Origin of the sequence: Nocardioides marinisabuli, from assembly GCF_013466785.1 — a bacterium.
GTDB classification, from domain to species: domain Bacteria; phylum Actinomycetota; class Actinomycetes; order Propionibacteriales; family Nocardioidaceae; genus Nocardioides; species Nocardioides marinisabuli.
The window spans coordinates 3,385,762-3,402,692 of record NZ_CP059163.1 but is presented as its reverse complement, the minus strand read 5'-3'; the positions used below and the strand labels follow the sequence as shown (position 1 = coordinate 3,402,692).

The following is a 16,931-nucleotide window of genomic DNA, read 5'->3' as shown; positions in this document are numbered from 1 at the left end:
CCGACGGGTGGGCCCTGAGGGTGGGCCCGGTTGTCGGTGGCGTGGGCCAGACTTGGCGGGTGCCCGACGTCGTCGCCCCCCACCGCGCGCTGGAGCGCTTCAGCGAGCCCACCCGCACCTGGTTCGCGGCCGCGTTCGCCGAGCCCACGCCGGCCCAGGAGGGGGCGTGGGAGGCGATCGGGGCCGGGCGCCACGCCCTGGTCGTCGCCCCGACCGGCTCGGGCAAGACGCTCAGCGCCTTCCTGTGGTCCATCGACCGGCTGCTCACCGACCCGCCGCCCGAGGACAAGCAGCAGCGCTGCCGGGTGCTCTACGTCTCCCCGCTCAAGGCACTGGCCGTCGACGTCGAGCGCAACCTGCGCGCGCCGCTGACCGGCATCCGCCACACCGCCTCGCGCCTGGGCACCGAGCTGCCCGAGGTGCGGGTCGGGGTGCGCTCGGGCGACACCAGCGCCGCCGACCGGCGCAAGATGGTCACCGCGCCGCCCGACGTCATGATCACCACCCCCGAGTCGCTGTTCCTGATGCTGACCTCGCAGGCCCGTGAGGCGCTGCGCGGTGTGCAGACGGTCATCGTCGACGAGGTGCACGCCGTGGCCGGCACCAAGCGCGGGGCCCACCTGGGTGTCTCCCTCGAGCGGCTCGACGCGCTGCTCGAGCGGCCCGCCCAGCGCATCGGGCTCTCCGCCACGGTGCGCCCGGTCGAGGAGGTCGCGCGCTACCTCGGCGGCACCGCGCCGGTCGAGGTCGTCTCGCCCCCCAGCGAGAAGCAGTGGGACCTCACGGTCGTGGTGCCGGTCGAGGACATGACCAGCCCCGGCGGCGCCTTCGACGACTCCGCCGACGGCGACGACGAGAGCGCAGGCGAGCGGGTCTCGAGCATCTGGCCGCACGTCGAGGAGCGGGTCGTCGACCTGATCGAGCAGCACAGCTCGACCATCGTCTTCGCCAACTCGCGGCGGCTCTCCGAGCGGCTGACCGCACGGCTCAACGAGATCGCGGCCGAGCGGGCCGGGGTGGAGCCCGCGCCCGGCGACAAGACGGTCGACACCACCGCCGAGGGCGCTCCGGTGATCGCCAAGTCCCACCACGGCTCGGTCTCCAAGGAGCAGCGGGCGCTGATCGAGGACGACCTCAAGCGCGGCCGGCTGCCCGCCGTGGTCGCGACCAGCAGCCTCGAGCTCGGCATCGACATGGGCGCCGTCGACCTCGTGGTGCAGATCGAGTCGCCGCCCAGCGTCGCCAGCGCGCTGCAGCGGGTCGGCCGGGCCGGCCACCAGGTCGGCGAGGTCTCCCGCGGCGTGCTGTTCCCCAAGCACCGCGGCGACCTGGCCCAGACCGCGGTGGCGGTCGAGCGGATGCGCGCCGGCGCGATCGAGTCGCTGCGGGTGCCGACCAACCCGCTCGACGTGCTGGCCCAGCAGGTGGTCGCCGCCACCGCGCTCGAGCCGTGGGGCGTCGACGAGCTCTTCGAGCTGTTCAAGCGCTCCGCGTCCTTCGCGGGGCTGCCGCGCTCGGCGTACGACGGCGTGCTCGACCTGCTGGCGGGGCGCTACCCCAGCGACGAGTTCGCCGAGCTGCGCCCGCGCATCGTGTGGGACCGGGTCACCGGCGAGCTGACCGGCCGTCCGGGGGCGCAGCGGCTCGCGGTCACCAGCGGCGGCACCATCCCCGACCGGGGGCTCTTCGGGGTCTTCCTCGTCGGTGGCGAGGGGCCCGGGCGCCGCGTCGGCGAGCTCGACGAGGAGATGGTCTACGAGTCGCGCGTCGGCGACGTCTTCGCGCTCGGCGCGACCAGCTGGCGCATCGAGGACATCACCCACGACCGGGTGCTGGTCACCCCGGCGCCCGGCATCCCGGGGCGCCTGCCCTTCTGGAAGGGCGACAGCCTCGGTCGACCCGCCGAGCTCGGCGAGGCGATCGGCGCCTTCACCCGCGAGCTCGGCTCGATGCCGCGGGCCAAGGCGGAGGCGCGCGCCCGGGCCAACGGGCTCGACGACTACGCCGCCGGCAACCTGGTCACCTACCTGCACGAGCAGCTCGAGGCCACCAACCTGCTGCCCACCGACACCACCCTGCTCGTCGAGCGCTTCCGCGACGAGCTCGGCGACTGGCGACTGGTGCTGCACTCCCCCTACGGCACCCCCGTGCACGCACCCTGGGCGCTGGCCATCAACGCCCGCCTGCGCGAGCGGCTCGGCGTCGACGGCCAGGCGGTGGCCTCCGACGACGGCATCGTGATCCGCATCCCCGACACCGACGCCGAGCCCCCGGGCGCCGAGGTGTTCGTCTTCGAGCCCGACGAGATCGACGACCTGGTCACCCAGGAGGTCGGCGGGTCGGCCCTGTTCGCCTCGCGCTTCCGCGAGTGCGCGGCCCGGGCCCTGCTGCTGCCGCGCCGCGACCCCGGGCGCCGCTCGCCGCTGTGGCAGCAGCGCCAGCGCTCGGCGGCGCTGCTCGAGGTGGCCTCGCGCTACCCCTCGTTCCCGATCGTGCTCGAAGCGGTGCGCGAGGTGCTGCAGGACGTCTACGACCTGCCGAGCCTCATCGGCCTGATGCGCCGCGTCGACCGCCGCGAGGTCCAGGTCGCCGACGTGACCACCCACGCCCCCTCGCCGTTCGCCCGCAGCCTGCTCTTCGGCTACGTGGCCCAGTTCGTCTACGAGGGCGACTCCCCCATCGCCGAGCGCCGGGCCGCCGCGCTCGCGCTCGACCAGGGCCTGCTCGCCGAGCTGCTCGGGCGCGCCGAGCTGCGCGAGCTGCTCGACCCGGCGGTGCTCGAGGAGGTCGAGGCCGAGCTGCAGCGCCTCACCGACGAGCGACGCGCCCGCAGCGCCGAGGGCCTGGCCGACCTGCTGCGCCTGCTCGGCCCGCTCTCGCGCGAGGAGGTGGTGGCCCGCTCGGTGCCCGACGCCGACGTCGACGCATGGGCCGCCGAGCTGGTCGCCGCCCGGCGCGTGGTCGCGCTGCGGATGGGCGGCACCGAGCGCTGGAGCGCCATCGAGGACGTCGGGCGCCTGCGCGACGGGCTCGGGGTGCCGGTGCCGCCGGGCACCCCCGACGCGTTCACCGACCCCGTCGACGACCCGATCGGCGACCTGGTCTCGCGCCACGCCCGCACGCACGGGCCGTTCACCGTCGACGACGTGGCCGCGCGTCTGGGCCTGGGCTCGGCCGTGGTGCGCCAGACCCTGCAGCGCCTGGCCTCCCAGGGGCGGGTGCTCGACGGCGAGTTCCGCCCCTCCGGCGCGGGCACCGAGTGGTGCGACGCCGAGGTGCTGCGCAAGCTGCGCCGCCGGTCGCTGGCGCGGCTGCGCAAGGAGGTCGAGCCGGTCGAGCCCGACGCGCTCGGTCGCTTCCTCGGGGCCTGGCAGCACGTCTGGGCCGCCGCGCCCTCCGCGGGCGGTCGGGCGGGCGGTGCCCGCGGCGGGCTGCGCGGGGTCGACGGCGTCCTGTCGGCCATCGACCAGCTGGCCGGCTGCCCGGTCCCGGCCTCGGCGCTCGAGCCGCTGGTGCTCGCCGCCCGGGTCCGCGACTACGAGACGTCGTACCTCGACGAGCTGACCGCCTCGGGCGAGGTGGTGTGGGCCGGCCACGGCACGCTGCCGGGCTCCGACGGCTGGGTCTCGCTGCACCTGGCCGACTCCGCCGACCTGACGCTGCCCGAGCCGCAGGCGCCCGAGCACTCCGAGGCCGGCCAGGCGGTGCTCGACGCGCTGGCCGGCGGCGGCGCCTACTTCTTCCGCCAGCTCGCCGACGCGGTGCGCGGGGCCGGGGTGGAGGTCACCGACCAGGCGTTGTCGGCCGCGCTGTGGGAGCTCGTGTGGGCCGGCCGGGTCAGCAACGACACGCTCACGCCGCTGCGCGCCCTGACCCGCACCGGCACCGCCAGCCACCGCACCCGGCGTCCCCCGCCGCGCGCCCGCATGGGCTCGCCGCGGATGGCCTCGACCACCGGGGCCGGGGCCCGGCTCGCGACGGCGCGCACCGGCCCGCCGGAGACCGCCGGGCGGTGGTCGCTGCTGCCAGGCGTCGACCCCGACCCGACCAGGCGCGCCCACGCCGTCGCCGAGCGGCTGCTCGACCGCCACGGGGTCGTGACCCGCGGGGCCGTGGTGAGCGAGCGGGTGCCGGGCGGCTTCGCGGCCGTCTACAAGGTGCTCTCGGCCTTCGAGGACACCGGTCGCTGTCGGCGCGGGTACTTCGTCGACAGGTTGGGCGCCGCCCAGTTCGGCACCGCCGGCGCGGTCGACCGGCTGCGCACCTTCGCCGACGGGGCCGTGGGCGCCGAGACCGGCGCGCTCCCGGGGGCCGAGCAGGAGCCGGTGGCGATCGCACTGGCGGCCACCGACCCCGCCAACCCCTACGGCGCGGCGCTGGGCTGGCCCGCGCGGAGGAGTCCGAGAGCGGCCACCGGCCCGGCCGCAAGGCGGGGGCGATGGTGGTGCTGGTCGACGGGCGCCTGGTGCTCTACGTCGAGCGCGGCGGGCGCACGCTGCTGACCTGGAGCGAGGAGCCCGCGCTGCTCGGCCCGGCCACCGCCGCCCTGGCCGAGGCCGTCGTCGCGGGGCGCTGGGCCGCCTCACCGTCGAGAAGGCCGACGGCGAGCAGCTCCTCGGCCGGGGTGACACCCCGCTGCGCGAGGCGCTGACCTCCGCCGGCTTCGTCTCCACCCCGCGCGGGCTGCGGCTCAGGAGCGGTCGTGCCTGAGGGCGACACCGTCTACCGGGCCGCCCGGCTGCTCGACCGGGCGCTGGCCGGCCACGTGCTGACCGTCGCCGAGCTGCGGGTCCCCCAGCACGCGACCGCCGACCTGGTGGGCTCGCGGGTCGAGGGCACCGTCTCGCGCGGCAAGCACCTGCTGACCCGGCTGCACCCGCCCGTCGGTCCCCCGCTGACGCTGCACACCCACCTGAAGATGGAGGGCGCGTGGCGCGCCCTGGCGCCCGGTCGGCGCTGGCCGCGCCCCGCCTACCAGGCGCGGGCGGTCCTCGGCGACGACACCGTGACCACCGTCGGCTTCTCCCTGGGCGTGGTCGAGCTGCTGCCGACCGCCGACGAGCACGAGGTGGTGGGCCACCTGGGCCCCGACCTCCTGGGTCCCGACTGGGACGAGGAGGAGGCGCTGCGCCGGCTGCGCGAGGAGCCCGAGCGCGAGGTCGGCGACGCGCTGCGCGACCAGACCAGGCTCGCGGGGCTCGGCAACATGTACGTCGCCGAGCTGTGCTTCGTCTCCGGGCTGCACCCGCGGCTGCCGGTCGGCGACGTGCCCGACCTGGCGCGCGCGGTGCGCCGGGGCCGCCAGATGCTCCAGCTCAACAAGGAGCGGGCCGTCCAGTCGACCACCGGTGACCTGCGGGAGCGCGAGCGCACCTGGGTCTACCGGCGCGAGCGGTCCCCCTGCCGGCGCTGCGCGACCTCGATCCGGGTGGACCGCCAGGGCCCACCCGGACGCGAGCGCGCGATCTACTGGTGCCCGCGCTGCCAGCCCGAGCCGGTCACACCCCCGCGTCGCGGACCGGGCGGGCCGGCGCCGCGCTGATGACGCCGACGCCCTCGATCTTGACCGTGCGGTTGCGCAGGGTCTTGATCGTGAGGCGACCGGTGAGCGGGCTGCTGCTCTCGACGACCTTCACCACCGCACCGTTCCTGGTCCGCGAGCGCGCCAGGTTGGCCTTCTTGAGCTTCTGGCCGTCGAGGAACACCCGGACCCGGCCGTGGTCGGGGGCCTTGGTGGCCACCAGCACGATCGAGGTCGCGCGGGTCACGTCGAGACCGAGCACCTCGGCGCGCCGGTCGGTGCGCAGGAACCGCTTGTCGTAGTAGCGCCCGCCGCGGCGCAGCGTCCAGCCGTCGGTCTCCTCGGTTAGGCGGTCGGCCGAGAACGGGGTCCCGAAGGTCCGGGTCGCCGGCGTCGGGTCGGTGGCCCCGCCCTCGCCGCGGGCGGCGGCGCTGAAGCGGTGGGTGCCCTGGGTCAGGCCGTCGAGCGTGACCTCGCCGTCGGCGCAGTCGACCCCCACCCCGTCGAGGGTGCAGTCGTAGGTGACCCCCACGGTGTCGGAGGAGAGCTCGAAGGTGACGGTGTCCGTGCGGGGGAAGGAGCCCTCGCCCGGGCCGCTGCTGATGGTGGTGCCGGGCGCGGCGGCGTCCTCGGTGAGGAGCGTGACGACCGCGTCGTCGGAGCGCTCGTCGCGGGCGAAGCGGTCCACGAGCGTGGTGCCCACCGTGTACGACGTGGCGGCCCCGTCGACGTCGAGCAGCGCGCCGCACGCCGCGGCGCCCGAGGCGTCGGGGGTGTCGGTGCACAGCACCTCGCCGTTGTCGCGGTCGACGAAGGCCACCCGGGCCAGGCCCAGGTCCCCGGGCTCGCCGTCGGCGGCCTGCGCCACGGTCGCGCTGAGGGCGACCGGCTGGGGGTCCTGGGTGGCCCGCACGGTGGTGGGCCCGGTGTAGGCGACGGTCGCGTCCTCGGGCAGGACCGTGACCTGCAGCGGCGCGGTGACCTGCTCGGCCCCCGGCGCCGTGCCGGCGGTGGCGGTCAGGGTGACGGCCTGCTCGCCGACGGGCCCGGTGACCGGGCCGTCGACCTCGAAGCGGGCCGTGCCGGGCCGGACGCCGTCAGCGCTGGCCGAGACCAGGGTCGCGCCCAGGCCGGCGAGCCCGGTGACGTCGAGCGCGAGCTGGTCGCCGTCGGTGCGGGCGGCGCTGAGCCGCACCTCGACGGGGGCGTCGAGGGAGTCGCTGTACTGGACCTCCACGGCGCTCGAGGAGGCGCTCAGCTCCAGCGACGGCTCGATGGCGAAGTCGGCGTCGTCGACGTCGAAGAAGTAGTTGTCGACCGCCTCGACCCGCACCCGGGCGCGCTCGGTGCGCTCCTGGGGCCAGGTGACCTGGTGGCTGCCGTCGTTGGCGGTGCTCTGGGCGAGCACCGTGGGGAAGGTCAGGCCGCCGTCGGTGGACAGGCTGATCCGCACCTGGGGTGCGTAGGCGGCCGCGTCGGTGCCGTTGACGGCCCAGGTGACGGTGCCGGTGCTGCCGCCGACCACGTCGGCCGGCTGGGAGGCGACCTGGAGGGGGCCGGCGGAGCCCACGGTGAGCACGACGTCGTCGTACTGGGTGCCGCCGCCGGTCGGGAACTGGTCGCGCGCCGTCAGCCGGAAGCGCATCGTGCGCGCGGCGGTGGGCAGCAGCTCGGAGTAGCAGTCCAGGACCGCCGGCTCGACCACGTCACCGGTGACCGCGGGGCACGACCCGGTGGCGGCGTTGGTGGTGCCGGCGACGACCTGGGCCAGGTCGGGGAAGGTGCGCGAGGGGCTGGTCGTGGCCAGGTTCTGGCCCGGCGACTCGTACTCCAGCGACTCCTCCAGCGACACGTCGGCGGAGGTGCCGAACACCCGGAACAGCGGGCCGGAGGTGCGGCCGCTGCTGGTCAGCGCGGTGCCGGTGGTGCCACCCGTGTCGTTCTGCTCCCACAGGTGGAGCAGCTCGTCGCCGTCGACGTCGGTGGCCGAGCCGGTGAGGGTGAAGGGCGTGCGGACCGGGATCGTCCGGTCGGCCGGCGCGGTCACCGTCGGGGCGTGGTTGGTGGTGACGTTGGTCGTGGAGCCCTGGTTGGTCGCGGGGCCGCCCTCGACCGGCACGCCGACGTACGCCGACAGCGGGTCGCCGCCGGCGTCGCTCACGTCGGTGACGACGATGCGGGGGTGGTCGGTGGCGTCGGGCCACCGCACCGTGAAGCCGCCGTCGTTGAGGCTCAGCGCGCTGCCGTCGTAGCCCGCGACGCTCACGTTGGCGCCCGTCAGGGTGCGCATCTGCTGGGTCACGTTGAGGACGTTGTAGGAGGCGGTGCCGCGCACGATCGAGGCCACCCGGCCCTGGTAGCGCAGGTTGACGGTGTCGCCGTTGGTGTCGAAGCCGTCGAAGGTGAGCGTCTGCTCCTCGCTGTAGCTGCTGGGGGCGGCGGTGACGTGGGCGGTGAACTCGTCGATGGTGCGCTGGGAGAAGTAGGGGTCGGTGTGCGGCTGGAGGTCGTCGGTGTCGCAGATGCCGGCGTAGGCCATCACCGACGAGCCCGAGCCCGGCTCGACCGAGGTGCCCTGGTTGCGGTTGAGCCCCGAGCAGGCGCCCTCGGCGCCGTCGAAGGTGTGGTTGCCGGCGAACTGGTGACCCATCTCGTGGGCCACGTAGTCGACGGCCATGAAGTCGCCCTCGGGGAACGGCAGCCCGGTGCAGCCGCCGGCCTTGAGCTGCTCGCCCACCACGCCGAGGTAGGCCACGCCGCCCCCGTTGATGCCGAGCATGATGTGGCCGATGTCGAAGCGGTCGGCCCCGATGATCTGGCCGGTGACGAAGATGTTGCGGTCGAGCAGGGTGCCGGTGCAGCCGCCGGTCTCGGGGTCGAGGTCGGCCGGGTCGAAGCAGGCGCTCTCGCCGCACGGCCCGTCGGGCTCGGTGGCCTTGGCGGCGGTGTCGAGGTTGAGGTCCTCGCTGCCCTCGACCATCTCGAGGTGGATGGCCATGTCGTCGTTGTAGATCTGGTTGACCCGGTTCATCAGCGTGGCCTTCTCGGCCAGCACCACCTGCGGGTCGCCCGGCTGCCCGTCGGCGCCGAAGTAGGCGGCGTACGCCGGGTCGGTGACGAGGGCCAGGGCGTAGGTGCGCCGGGTGACCGCCGCACCGGGCTCGGTGCGCGCCTGGGCGGCGGCCGTGGGCGCCACAGCGGTGTCCTCGAGCAGGGACTCGACGAACGGTGACTCCTCGAGGTGCGGGGTCTCGGGCAGGGCCGAGCGGTGGTAGCTCAGGTGCTCGGTGGTGCCGGGAGCGGTCACCACGGGGTCGAGGTACCAGGTGTCGCGACCGGCCAGGCCGCGCACCGAGGCGTGCACGCCCATCGGCGTGACGTCGAGGCGCACCGTGCGGGTCGGGTCGTCGGACTGACGGCCGGCGAAGGTGCGGATCTCGGGGTGGGCCGCCTGGAGGCCGCTCTGCAGGACCGGGTCCTCGACCACCTCGAAGGCCCGGGTGGTGCCGTCGGGGTCGGGCAGCCGGACGACCAGCGGCTCGGCACCGCGGCGCGCGGCGCGCGGGGAGGGCGCCTGGGCCAGCCGGGCCCCGAGCGCGGCGACGTCGACGTCGTAGGCGCTGAACTCCTCGGGGCGCACGCGCACGGGGGCGTCCACGCCCTCGGGCAGGGCGAAGCCCGTCAGCTCCTCGAAGAGCCCACCGGCGACGACGACCGTCGAGACGACGGACGCGGAGTGCGAGGCCCCTGACATCCCTGACCCCGGTGAGGCGGAGGCCGGCGGCTGGGCGGCGCCGACCCCGAGGGCCAGCGCCCCCGCCGTCAGCACGCAGGGCAGGGTCATGGAACGACGACGCATGGAGTCCTCTCGTCAGCGGCGCGCCCGGCGACGCGCTCGCAGCGACGACCCCGAGGAGCCGCCGGTCCGACAACGAGGCACCAGTCCACCCGGTCACGCGTGACCAGGTGGGAGATCGCACCGATCCGGCGTCGAGCCGGCCAGTTTTTACCGTGGCGCCGCGACGGGGCGCCGGAGGACCCGCCTGCTCAGGCGGCGGAGGCGACGACGTCGTCGCGGGAACGGCCGGCGGCGGCACTCGCGGCGGCGGGGCGCGGCACGATCGGCGTGGCGGCGCTCAGCGCCTCCTCGAGGGCCACCGCGTCGGAGACCGAGCGCAGCACCGACGACAACGGCACGTCGAGCGCGCCGCACAGCGAGGCCAGGAGCTCGGAGGAGGCCTCCTTCTGGCCGCGCTCGATCTCGGAGATGTAGCCGAGGCTGACGCGCGCCTGCGCCGAGACCTCGCGCAGGGTCATCCCGCGCTCGACGCGCTGCGCGCGGAGCACGTCGCCGAGCAACCGACGAAACAGCACCATGCGGATCTCCTGACTGCGAGTGCCCGACCTCGGAGGTCCGGCGTTCGTGGGGGCCAACACTAGCGGAGCACCCGTTCTTCCCCGCCACACCCTTCCAGGATGTCGGTGAGCACCGACACCGCTGCCGCACAGGAGTCGCGGCGCACCTCGGCGCGCCCGCCGTCGAGCTGCAGGCGCACCGACCGGAGCACCCCCGGCCCCGCGACCCCGACGAAGACCGTGCCGGCCGGGTGCCCCTCCTGGAGGTCGGGGCCCGCGACCCCGGTGGTGCTCAGCGCCCACGTCGCACCGGTCGCCGCGAGCGCTCCCCCGGCCATCGCCTCCGCGCAGGGCGCCGACACGACGCCGTGCTCCGCGACCAGCTCGGCGGGCACACCGAGCAGCCCCTGCTTGAGCTCGGTGGCGTAGGTGACCAGGCCGCCGACGTACGTCGCGGAGGCGCCGGGCACGTCGGTGAGGAGCCCGGCGAGCAGCCCGCCCGTTAGCGACTCGGCGGTCGCCAGCGTCTCCCCGCGCGAGCGCAGGACGGCGTGCAGCGCCGCCGCTGGGCGCTCCGCCCGGTCGTGCTCTTCGTCCATGCAGGTGAGCGTGGCACACGTAGTGTCACGGCATGGCTCTGCGCATCGAGGACTACGCCCTCATCGGCGACCGGCGCACCGCCGCCCTGGTCGGCAGCAACGGATCGATCGACTGGTTGTGCCTGCCCCGCTTCGACTCCGCCGCATGCATGGCGGCCCTGCTCGGCACCGAGGAGCACGGGCACTGGCAGATCGAGCCGGAGGGCGACTATGAGACCAGCCGCCGCTACCTGTCCGCGTCGTCGGTGCTCGAGACGACCTTCCGCACCGAGACCGGCACGGTGACCCTGACCGACCTGATGCCGCGCGGCGACGGGCGCGCCGACCTGGTGCGCCGCATCCGCGGCGTGGAGGGCACGGTGCGGCTGTGCCTGCAGTGGCGGGTCCGGATGGAGTACGGCGAGGTGACCCCGTGGGTGCGCCGCGAGGAGATCGGCGGCGAGAAGGTCATCACCGCGGTCGCGGGACCCGACCGGCTGGTCCTGCGCGGCCCCCGGATGCCCGAGGCGCGCGACCACACGCACAACGACGAGTTCGACGTCGAGGCCGGCGACGAGCTGACGTACTCGATGACCTGGGTGCCCTCGCACAGCCGACTCGACGAGCTCGGCGACCTCGAGGACCGCATCCGCGAGACGATCGACAAGGACGAGGACTGGGCCCGGTTGTGCCGCACCGACCTGCGTCACCCCGAGGCGGTCAAGCGCTCGCTGCTGACCCTGCGGCTGATGACCCACGAGGCGACCGGTGGCATCGTGGCTGCGCCGACGACGTCGCTGCCCGAGACCTTCGGCGGCTCGCGCAACTGGGACTACCGCTACTGCTGGCTGCGCGACGCGGCACTGACCCTGGGCTCGCTGCTCGAGGCCGGCTACACCGACGAGGCGATGCTGTGGCGTGACTGGCTGCTGCGCGCGGTGGCCGGCGACCCGCACGACCTGCAGGTGATGTACGCCGTCGACGGGTCGCGGCGCCTGGTCGAGCACGAGCTCGAACACCTGCCGGGCTACGAGGACTCGCTGCCCGTGCGCATCGGCAACGGTGCCGTCGACCAGCTGCAGCACGACGTGATCGGCGAGGTGATGGACGCCCTCGAGAAGGTCCGCCAGGTGATGGACGAGCCCGACGCGAACGCGTGGGAGCTGCAGAAGGCCCTGCTCTCGAGCCTGGCCGAGAACTGGGACGAGCCCGACTGCGGCATCTGGGAGATGCGCGGCGACCTGCAGCACTTCACCCACTCCAAGGCGTTGGTGTGGGTGGCCTTCGACCGGGCCGTGCGCGCGGTCGAGGAGCACGGTCTCGAGGGGCCGGTCGAGGAGTGGCGGCGACTGCGCGACGAGGTGCGCGAGCAGGTCCTGACCCGCGGCTACGACGAGGAGCGCGGCACCTTCACCCAGCACTACGACACCGACGAGGTCGACGCCTCGCTGCTCGTGCTCGCCTCCTTCGGGCTCGTCGACGGCGACGACCCGCGGATGCTCGGCACGATCAAGGCGGTCGAGGAGGACCTGCTGCGCGACGGCCTGGTGCTGCGCTACCGCACGAGCTCAGGGGTCGACGGCCTCGACGGCGACGAGCACCCGTTCCTGGCCTGCTCCTTCTGGCTGGTCGAGGCGTACGCCGCCGCAGGTCGCCTCGACGACGCCACCGCCCTCTACGACCGCCTGGTCGGCCTGGCCAACGACGTCGGGCTCTACGCCGAGGAGTACGACCCCGCCACCGGGCGCATGGTCGGCAACTTCCCCCAGGCCTTCAGCCACCTGACCCTCACCCAGGCCGCCTTCGCGCTCGCCCGCCACGGCGCCGGCTGACGCCTCCCCCGGACGAGCCGGCGCCCGCTCACGTCGTACGTCGCTCCGTGGTCGAGCAGCTAGTCGAGCGCCGAGTCGGCTCGTTCGAACCGGCCGACTCGCGGCGGGGGGGCATACATCGCCCCGTTGGTCGAGCAGCAAGGAGCGCCAGCGACGCGCGTCGCCGAGACCCCGCAAGAACCGCGCGGACCTCGCTGTACGCAGTGGGGTCACCGGGTTTCGACGGTCGCTCGACCCACGGCGGTACGCCGAGTCGGCTCGTTTGAACCGGACGGCTCGGGGCGTACGCCGTCCTGGGTGTTCGCGCAGGGAAGAGCGGGGTCTAGGTGCGGTGGTGGAAGGTGACCTGGTTGTCGGCGCCGATGCTGGTCTCGTAGTCCGGGTCGTGGATGCGCCGGTGGTGGTACGGGCACAGCAGGCGGCCGCGGGCCAGGTCGGTGAGGCCGTGGTGGGCCCAGGGGTCGTCGTGGTGGGCGTGGCACATCGCGGGTGGGGCGTCGCAGCCCCTGGCGGTGCAGCCGCCGTCGCGGATCCCCATCGCGATCCGCTGGGTCTTGGTGAAGAACCGCTTCGCCCGACCCACATCGAGGGGTTTGCTCTCCCCGTCGAGGACGACGGGGACGATGCCGGCCTCGCACGCCAACCGGCGCGCGGCCCCGGCGCTGATCCGGCCGCCGGTGTCCAGCGCAGCCGCCGCCAGCCCACCCTGCAACGAGGCGAGGGTCATGGTGACGACCACGGTCGCGTTGACCCCACCAGCGCGGGGCAGTCGCTTGGGGTCGAGTCGTTCGATGAGCTCGACAAACGCATCCCCCAGCCGCCGCGCGGTCGGCCGGCGTACCGGCTCCGACACCTCGTCCGTGCTTGCCCGGTTGGCGATCTGGTGTTTGGGGGCGGCGAACGCCATCAGGGCTTTCTCGAGCATCTGCCCCACGAGGGTTGGGACGGTGAAGGAGCCTTTGATGCGGCCGTGGCCGTCCTCACGCATCCGGAACACCGACGACTTCTCCGCCTCGCGCTCCTCACGGTCCAGCAGCTCGGCCTCCCACGCCTCACCGACCTCGGGTGCGACGACGTCGAGGATCCGACGCCCGAGCACCCGCAGCGCCTTCGCGTCGTGCACCCGCGCGAACTCGACCAGCGCTGTCGTGGCCTGCTCGAGGATCGACGCCTCGAGGTCGTCGGGCAGCGCATCCAGCGACGTACAGATCACCGAGGCCTGCTCCGCGATCAGGTCCCCAGACCCGAGCGCCTCGCGCACCAGCACGTGTCGGGCGAGCCCTTCGGCGAGGCGTACCTGGCGGAACGACTCCCGCTTGGTGGTCCTGGTGACGTTGGAGTGCCACACCGCCAACGACGCGGAGGCGTTGCGCTCGTGCACCGCGACGGTCTCGGCGTGCTCCAGCAGCCGGGACTGCACTGCGGCCAGCCGTGCCTGGAGCCGCGAGGCCTCCACCAACGCCTGCGCGGTCTCGCTCTGGCTCATCGACCACAACTGCACCCCGGCCGCCTCGTCGAGGAGCGCATGGGCCCGCGCGACAGCACTCCCGACGGGGTGCGCGGCGGTGGTGGACATGAGTGAAGTATCTCAGGGTCCACCGACAAAGCACCAGGTCAAACCCCGTTTTCCACAGGCGGATCGAAAACTTTTTCGAGAGCGCGGAAGTGACCGGTCGAGGGTTCCAAACTGACCGCTCGGTGGTTCAGAAGTGACTGCTCGGCCGGCTGGGGCCGGACGCACCACGACCCGCCCAGGAGGCCCGGGCGGGTCGTGGGTGACGCGGAGTGCTGCTACTTCTTCTTGTTCTTCTTCGCCTCGCGGACCTCGAGGGCGGTGGTGAGGTCGGCGGGTGCCACCGAGTCGTCACCGGCGTAGCTGACGACCACCGTCTTCTCCCCCGCGTTGCCGAAGGGCTTGACCATCTTCAGCACGACCTTGCCGGCGGCGTTGAGCTCGCCGACGAGGTCCTGCTTGCCGGGCAGGTCGACCACGACCCGGCCACCGGGGGTCGCGCCCTCGGCGGTGACGACGACCTTGAAGGTGGCCCGGTGCTGACCGGCGCGCGGACGCTTGGGCGCCACCTTCACGGCGATGTCGGCGTCGAGCAGCTCGGGGGCGTCGGCCGTGGCGTCGAGACCGACCACGACCGGGTCGTGGTCGCTGGAGCGGAAGGGCCCCGGGGCGTGGAAGTCGGTGCCGTGGATGTTGAAGCGGCTGTACTCCAGCGCGATCGACTCGCCCGAGTTGATGTTCCAGATGTCGGTGCCGGTGACCAGCTCGAGCGCCGCGTCGTTGGCGAGCACGTGGTCGAGCGAGCCCGACAGACCGCTGAAGGAGTAGGACCACTCCTGCACCGGCGACAGCTCCTGGACGTTGGTGTAGCCGCCCTCGTAGAGGACCTGCATCGGGTCCTCCATCGAGTAGGAGTTGAAGTCGCCCACGAGCAGCACGGCCTCGGTGCCGGTCTCGTCCTGGACCGTGGGCACCCACTCCTCGAGCGCCGTCGCCTGCGCGACGCGGTCGGGGTTGGCGTTGCCCTGGCCGGTGCCGTCATCGGTGCCGGAGCCCTTGGACTTGAAGTGGTTGACCACGACGAGGACGTCCTCGCCGCCGCCGACCGGCGCGAAGACCTGGCCGATCGGCTCGCGGGCGTTGCCGAAGGCCTGCCCGCTCGCGCTCTGGTCGCCCAGGGCCCGGGCCTCGCCGACGCGCTCGACGGCGGTCGGCTTGTAGATCAGGGCGTTGGTGATGACGTCCTGCTCGCTGGCGGCGGGCAGCTCGTCGGAGGACGGGTTGGCCGCCCAGGTGCCCTCGCCGGCGTCGGCGTTGAGGGCGTCGACCAGGGTCTGGGTGGCCTCGTCGGCCTCCTCGCCCAGCGCGGCCGAGTTCTCGATCTCCATCAGGCCCACGACGTCGGCGTCGAGGGCGTTGATCGCCGCGACGATCTTCTCCTGCTGGCGCGCGAGGTCCTGGGGGTCCCAGGCGCCGCGCAGGTCGCAGCCGCCGCGCACGGTGGTGCCGTCGCCGTCCCGGTCGTTGTACGACGTGCAGCCGTCGTCGCCGACGTTGTCGTCGTCGGCGTCGCCCAGGGTCGTGAAGTAGTTCAGGACGTTGAACGAGGCGACCTTGAGGTCCGGGGTGCCGTCGGCCGCGAGCTGCTCGGCGTCGGGGGCCTCGGTGCGGGTGTTCTCGAACGTCGCCGGCGAGGTGGCGGTGTAGTCCGGGCCGCTGACGGTGACCAGCGGCTGGAAGCGGTACGTCGGCGAGCTCGGCGAGCCGCCCTGGGTGAGGATCACGTCCTCGGTGAACGTCGCCGACGCCCCGACGCGCACGGGCGCCTCGTTGGAGACGTACGGCGGCGTGAGCGAGCTGTTGCTGGTGTAGGTGGTGCTCGAGGCGTCGTCCAGGGTGATGGCGCGCGCGTCGTTGTCGGCCTCGACCGCGGCGATCGCGTCCGTGTCCTGGGCGTCGGCGACCTCGGTGGGCTGGATCAGCGGCTTGTCGCCGACCGCGAGGCCGACCTCGCCGTACTGGTTGGTCGAGTAGGTGTTGGTGACGGTGAACTCGCCCTGCGGGCTGAAGAGCATCCCCTCCAGCGACTCCTTGGCCGCGTCGGTGGCCGGCCACTCACCGGCGTACGCCTCCACGGGGCCGGCCGCCTCGGTGAGCTCGACGGTGCCGGCGGCGGAGGAGACCACCTGGGTCTGGCCGGCGTACTCGTCGACCTCACCGGTGACCTCGACGTGGTCGCCGGGCTCGACGGTGATGCTGCCCGAGCCCTGCGGGTAGTACACGAACACGGCGTCGGAGGTGGCGGCGTCGCCGTCGCCCTCGGGGTCCTGCACGTAGAAGCCGTAGAGGTACTGCGGGGCCGCGGTCACGACGCCGGTGGTGGTGACGGCGTCGCCGTCGAGCGGCGAGGTCGCGCCGTCGCCCTGGATCTCGGGGATCGAGACCGCGGTCGGCTCCGGCTCCGGCTCGGGCTCCGCGGTCGCGGCGCTGGGGGTCGGGGACTGCGTCACCGAGAAGTCGGCGGAGTTGACGTCCGTGTCCGACGTCTCGTCGCCGCGGCTCAAGGAAGCGACGTTGCCACCCGGCGACGGGGCGGCAGTCGTCTCGAACACGTTGGCGGTGCCGTAGCCGACCATGTCGACGAAGGCCTGGCTACCGGCCACGCTGCCGGCAGGGACGTCGGCGGGAGTCAGGCCAGCGGTCGAGTCGACGAGGAAGACCTGCCCGTTGGTCGCGGAGAGGTTGAGGGACCCGGAGGCCTGAGGGGCCGGCAGCTCAGCGCCGGTGCTGCCACCGGCACCCCGGACGAGGTAGTGCTCACCGGCCGGTACCGAGCCGGTCAGCGGTGTCGTCTGCGCGGTGCTGGTGCTCGAGGCCGAGCGGTACTGGACCGACCAGCCGTCGACCGAGATCGCCTCGTCGGTGGGGTTGAAGAGCTCGATGAAGTCGTGGGTGTAGGAGGCGCCGGAGTTGCCGCCGCCGCCGTAGACCTCGCTGATCACGAGGCCGGTGCTGACGGCGTACGCCGGTGCGGTGCCGACGCCGGTGGCGAGGGCGGCGAGGCCCAGCGAACCGGCGAGCAGCGGTGCCAGCCGACGGCCGGCCCGGGTGGAGATGGGCATGGAGAAGCC

7 protein-coding genes and 1 pseudogene are annotated in these 16,931 nt (G+C 73.9%); 3 read left to right on the top strand and 5 right to left on the bottom strand.

Annotation, left to right across the window (positions count from 1 at the left end; genetic code table 11):
• The first annotated feature begins 59 nt into the window (after positions 1 to 59).
• Positions 60 to 4,710: pseudogene (locus H0S66_RS16270) on the top strand (ATP-dependent helicase).
• The gene (locus H0S66_RS16265; RefSeq protein WP_179616303.1) at positions 4,703 to 5,542 is read left to right on the top strand and encodes a DNA-formamidopyrimidine glycosylase family protein; all 840 of its coding nucleotides are present in this window, start codon (positions 4,703 to 4,705) and stop codon (positions 5,540 to 5,542) included. The pseudogene H0S66_RS16270 and the gene H0S66_RS16265 overlap by 8 nt, the downstream one beginning before the upstream one ends.
• Here the strand turns inward: H0S66_RS16265 and H0S66_RS16260 are convergent.
• The 3 genes from H0S66_RS16260 to H0S66_RS16250 form a co-directional block, all read right to left on the bottom strand.
• Positions 5,499 to 9,380 carry a reprolysin-like metallopeptidase gene (locus tag H0S66_RS16260; protein ID WP_179616302.1) on the bottom strand — a complete coding sequence of 1,294 codons (3,882 nt, stop codon included), beginning with the start codon at positions 9,378 to 9,380 and terminating at the stop codon, positions 5,499 to 5,501. The two genes, H0S66_RS16265 and H0S66_RS16260, sit on opposite strands and share 44 nt — an antisense overlap.
• Positions 9,381 to 9,568: 188 nt before the next feature.
• A complete protein-coding gene (locus H0S66_RS16255; protein WP_430540744.1) occupies positions 9,569 to 9,904 on the bottom strand; it encodes a helix-turn-helix domain-containing protein in 336 nt (111 codons plus the stop codon).
• Between the two features lie 53 nt (positions 9,905 to 9,957).
• Positions 9,958 to 10,476, bottom strand: coding sequence for a CinA family protein (locus tag H0S66_RS16250; protein ID WP_179616300.1), 519 nt, complete (start codon positions 10,474 to 10,476; stop codon positions 9,958 to 9,960).
• A 32-nt stretch (positions 10,477 to 10,508) separates the two neighbouring features.
• Here H0S66_RS16250 and H0S66_RS16245 point away from each other — a divergent pair, with 32 nt between their 5' ends.
• Positions 10,509 to 12,287 (top strand): glycoside hydrolase family 15 protein, encoded by a 1,779-nt coding sequence (locus tag H0S66_RS16245; protein ID WP_179616299.1) that lies wholly within the window; start codon positions 10,509 to 10,511, stop codon positions 12,285 to 12,287.
• A gap of 322 nt (positions 12,288 to 12,609) precedes the next feature.
• Here H0S66_RS16245 and H0S66_RS16240 read toward each other — a convergent pair whose 3' ends face one another.
• Both H0S66_RS16240 and H0S66_RS16235 read right to left on the bottom strand, forming a co-directional pair.
• The gene (locus tag H0S66_RS16240) at positions 12,610 to 13,863 is read right to left on the bottom strand and encodes an HNH endonuclease signature motif containing protein (RefSeq protein WP_179616298.1); all 1,254 of its coding nucleotides are present in this window, start codon (positions 13,861 to 13,863) and stop codon (positions 12,610 to 12,612) included.
• Positions 13,864 to 14,078: 215 nt separating this feature from the next.
• The gene (locus H0S66_RS16235; protein ID WP_179616297.1) at positions 14,079 to 16,922 is read right to left on the bottom strand and encodes an ExeM/NucH family extracellular endonuclease; all 2,844 of its coding nucleotides are present in this window, start codon (positions 16,920 to 16,922) and stop codon (positions 14,079 to 14,081) included.
• Between the last annotated feature and the right edge of the window lie 9 nt (positions 16,923 to 16,931).

What these genes read in the sequence shown, in the direction of transcription:
- H0S66_RS16245 (WP_179616299.1), top strand. Translation starts at nt 10,509, where the DNA reads ATGGCTCTGCGCATCGAGGACTACGCCCTCATCGGCGACCGGCGCACC.
- H0S66_RS16250 (WP_179616300.1), bottom strand. Translation starts at nt 10,476, where the DNA reads ATGGACGAAGAGCACGACCGGGCGGAGCGCCCAGCGGCGGCGCTGCAC.
- H0S66_RS16240 (WP_179616298.1), bottom strand. Translation starts at nt 13,863, where the DNA reads ATGTCCACCACCGCCGCGCACCCCGTCGGGAGTGCTGTCGCGCGGGCC.
- H0S66_RS16235 (WP_179616297.1), bottom strand. Translation starts at nt 16,922, where the DNA reads ATGCCCATCTCCACCCGGGCCGGCCGTCGGCTGGCACCGCTGCTCGCC.
- H0S66_RS16260 (WP_179616302.1), bottom strand. Translation starts at nt 9,380, where the DNA reads ATGCGTCGTCGTTCCATGACCCTGCCCTGCGTGCTGACGGCGGGGGCG.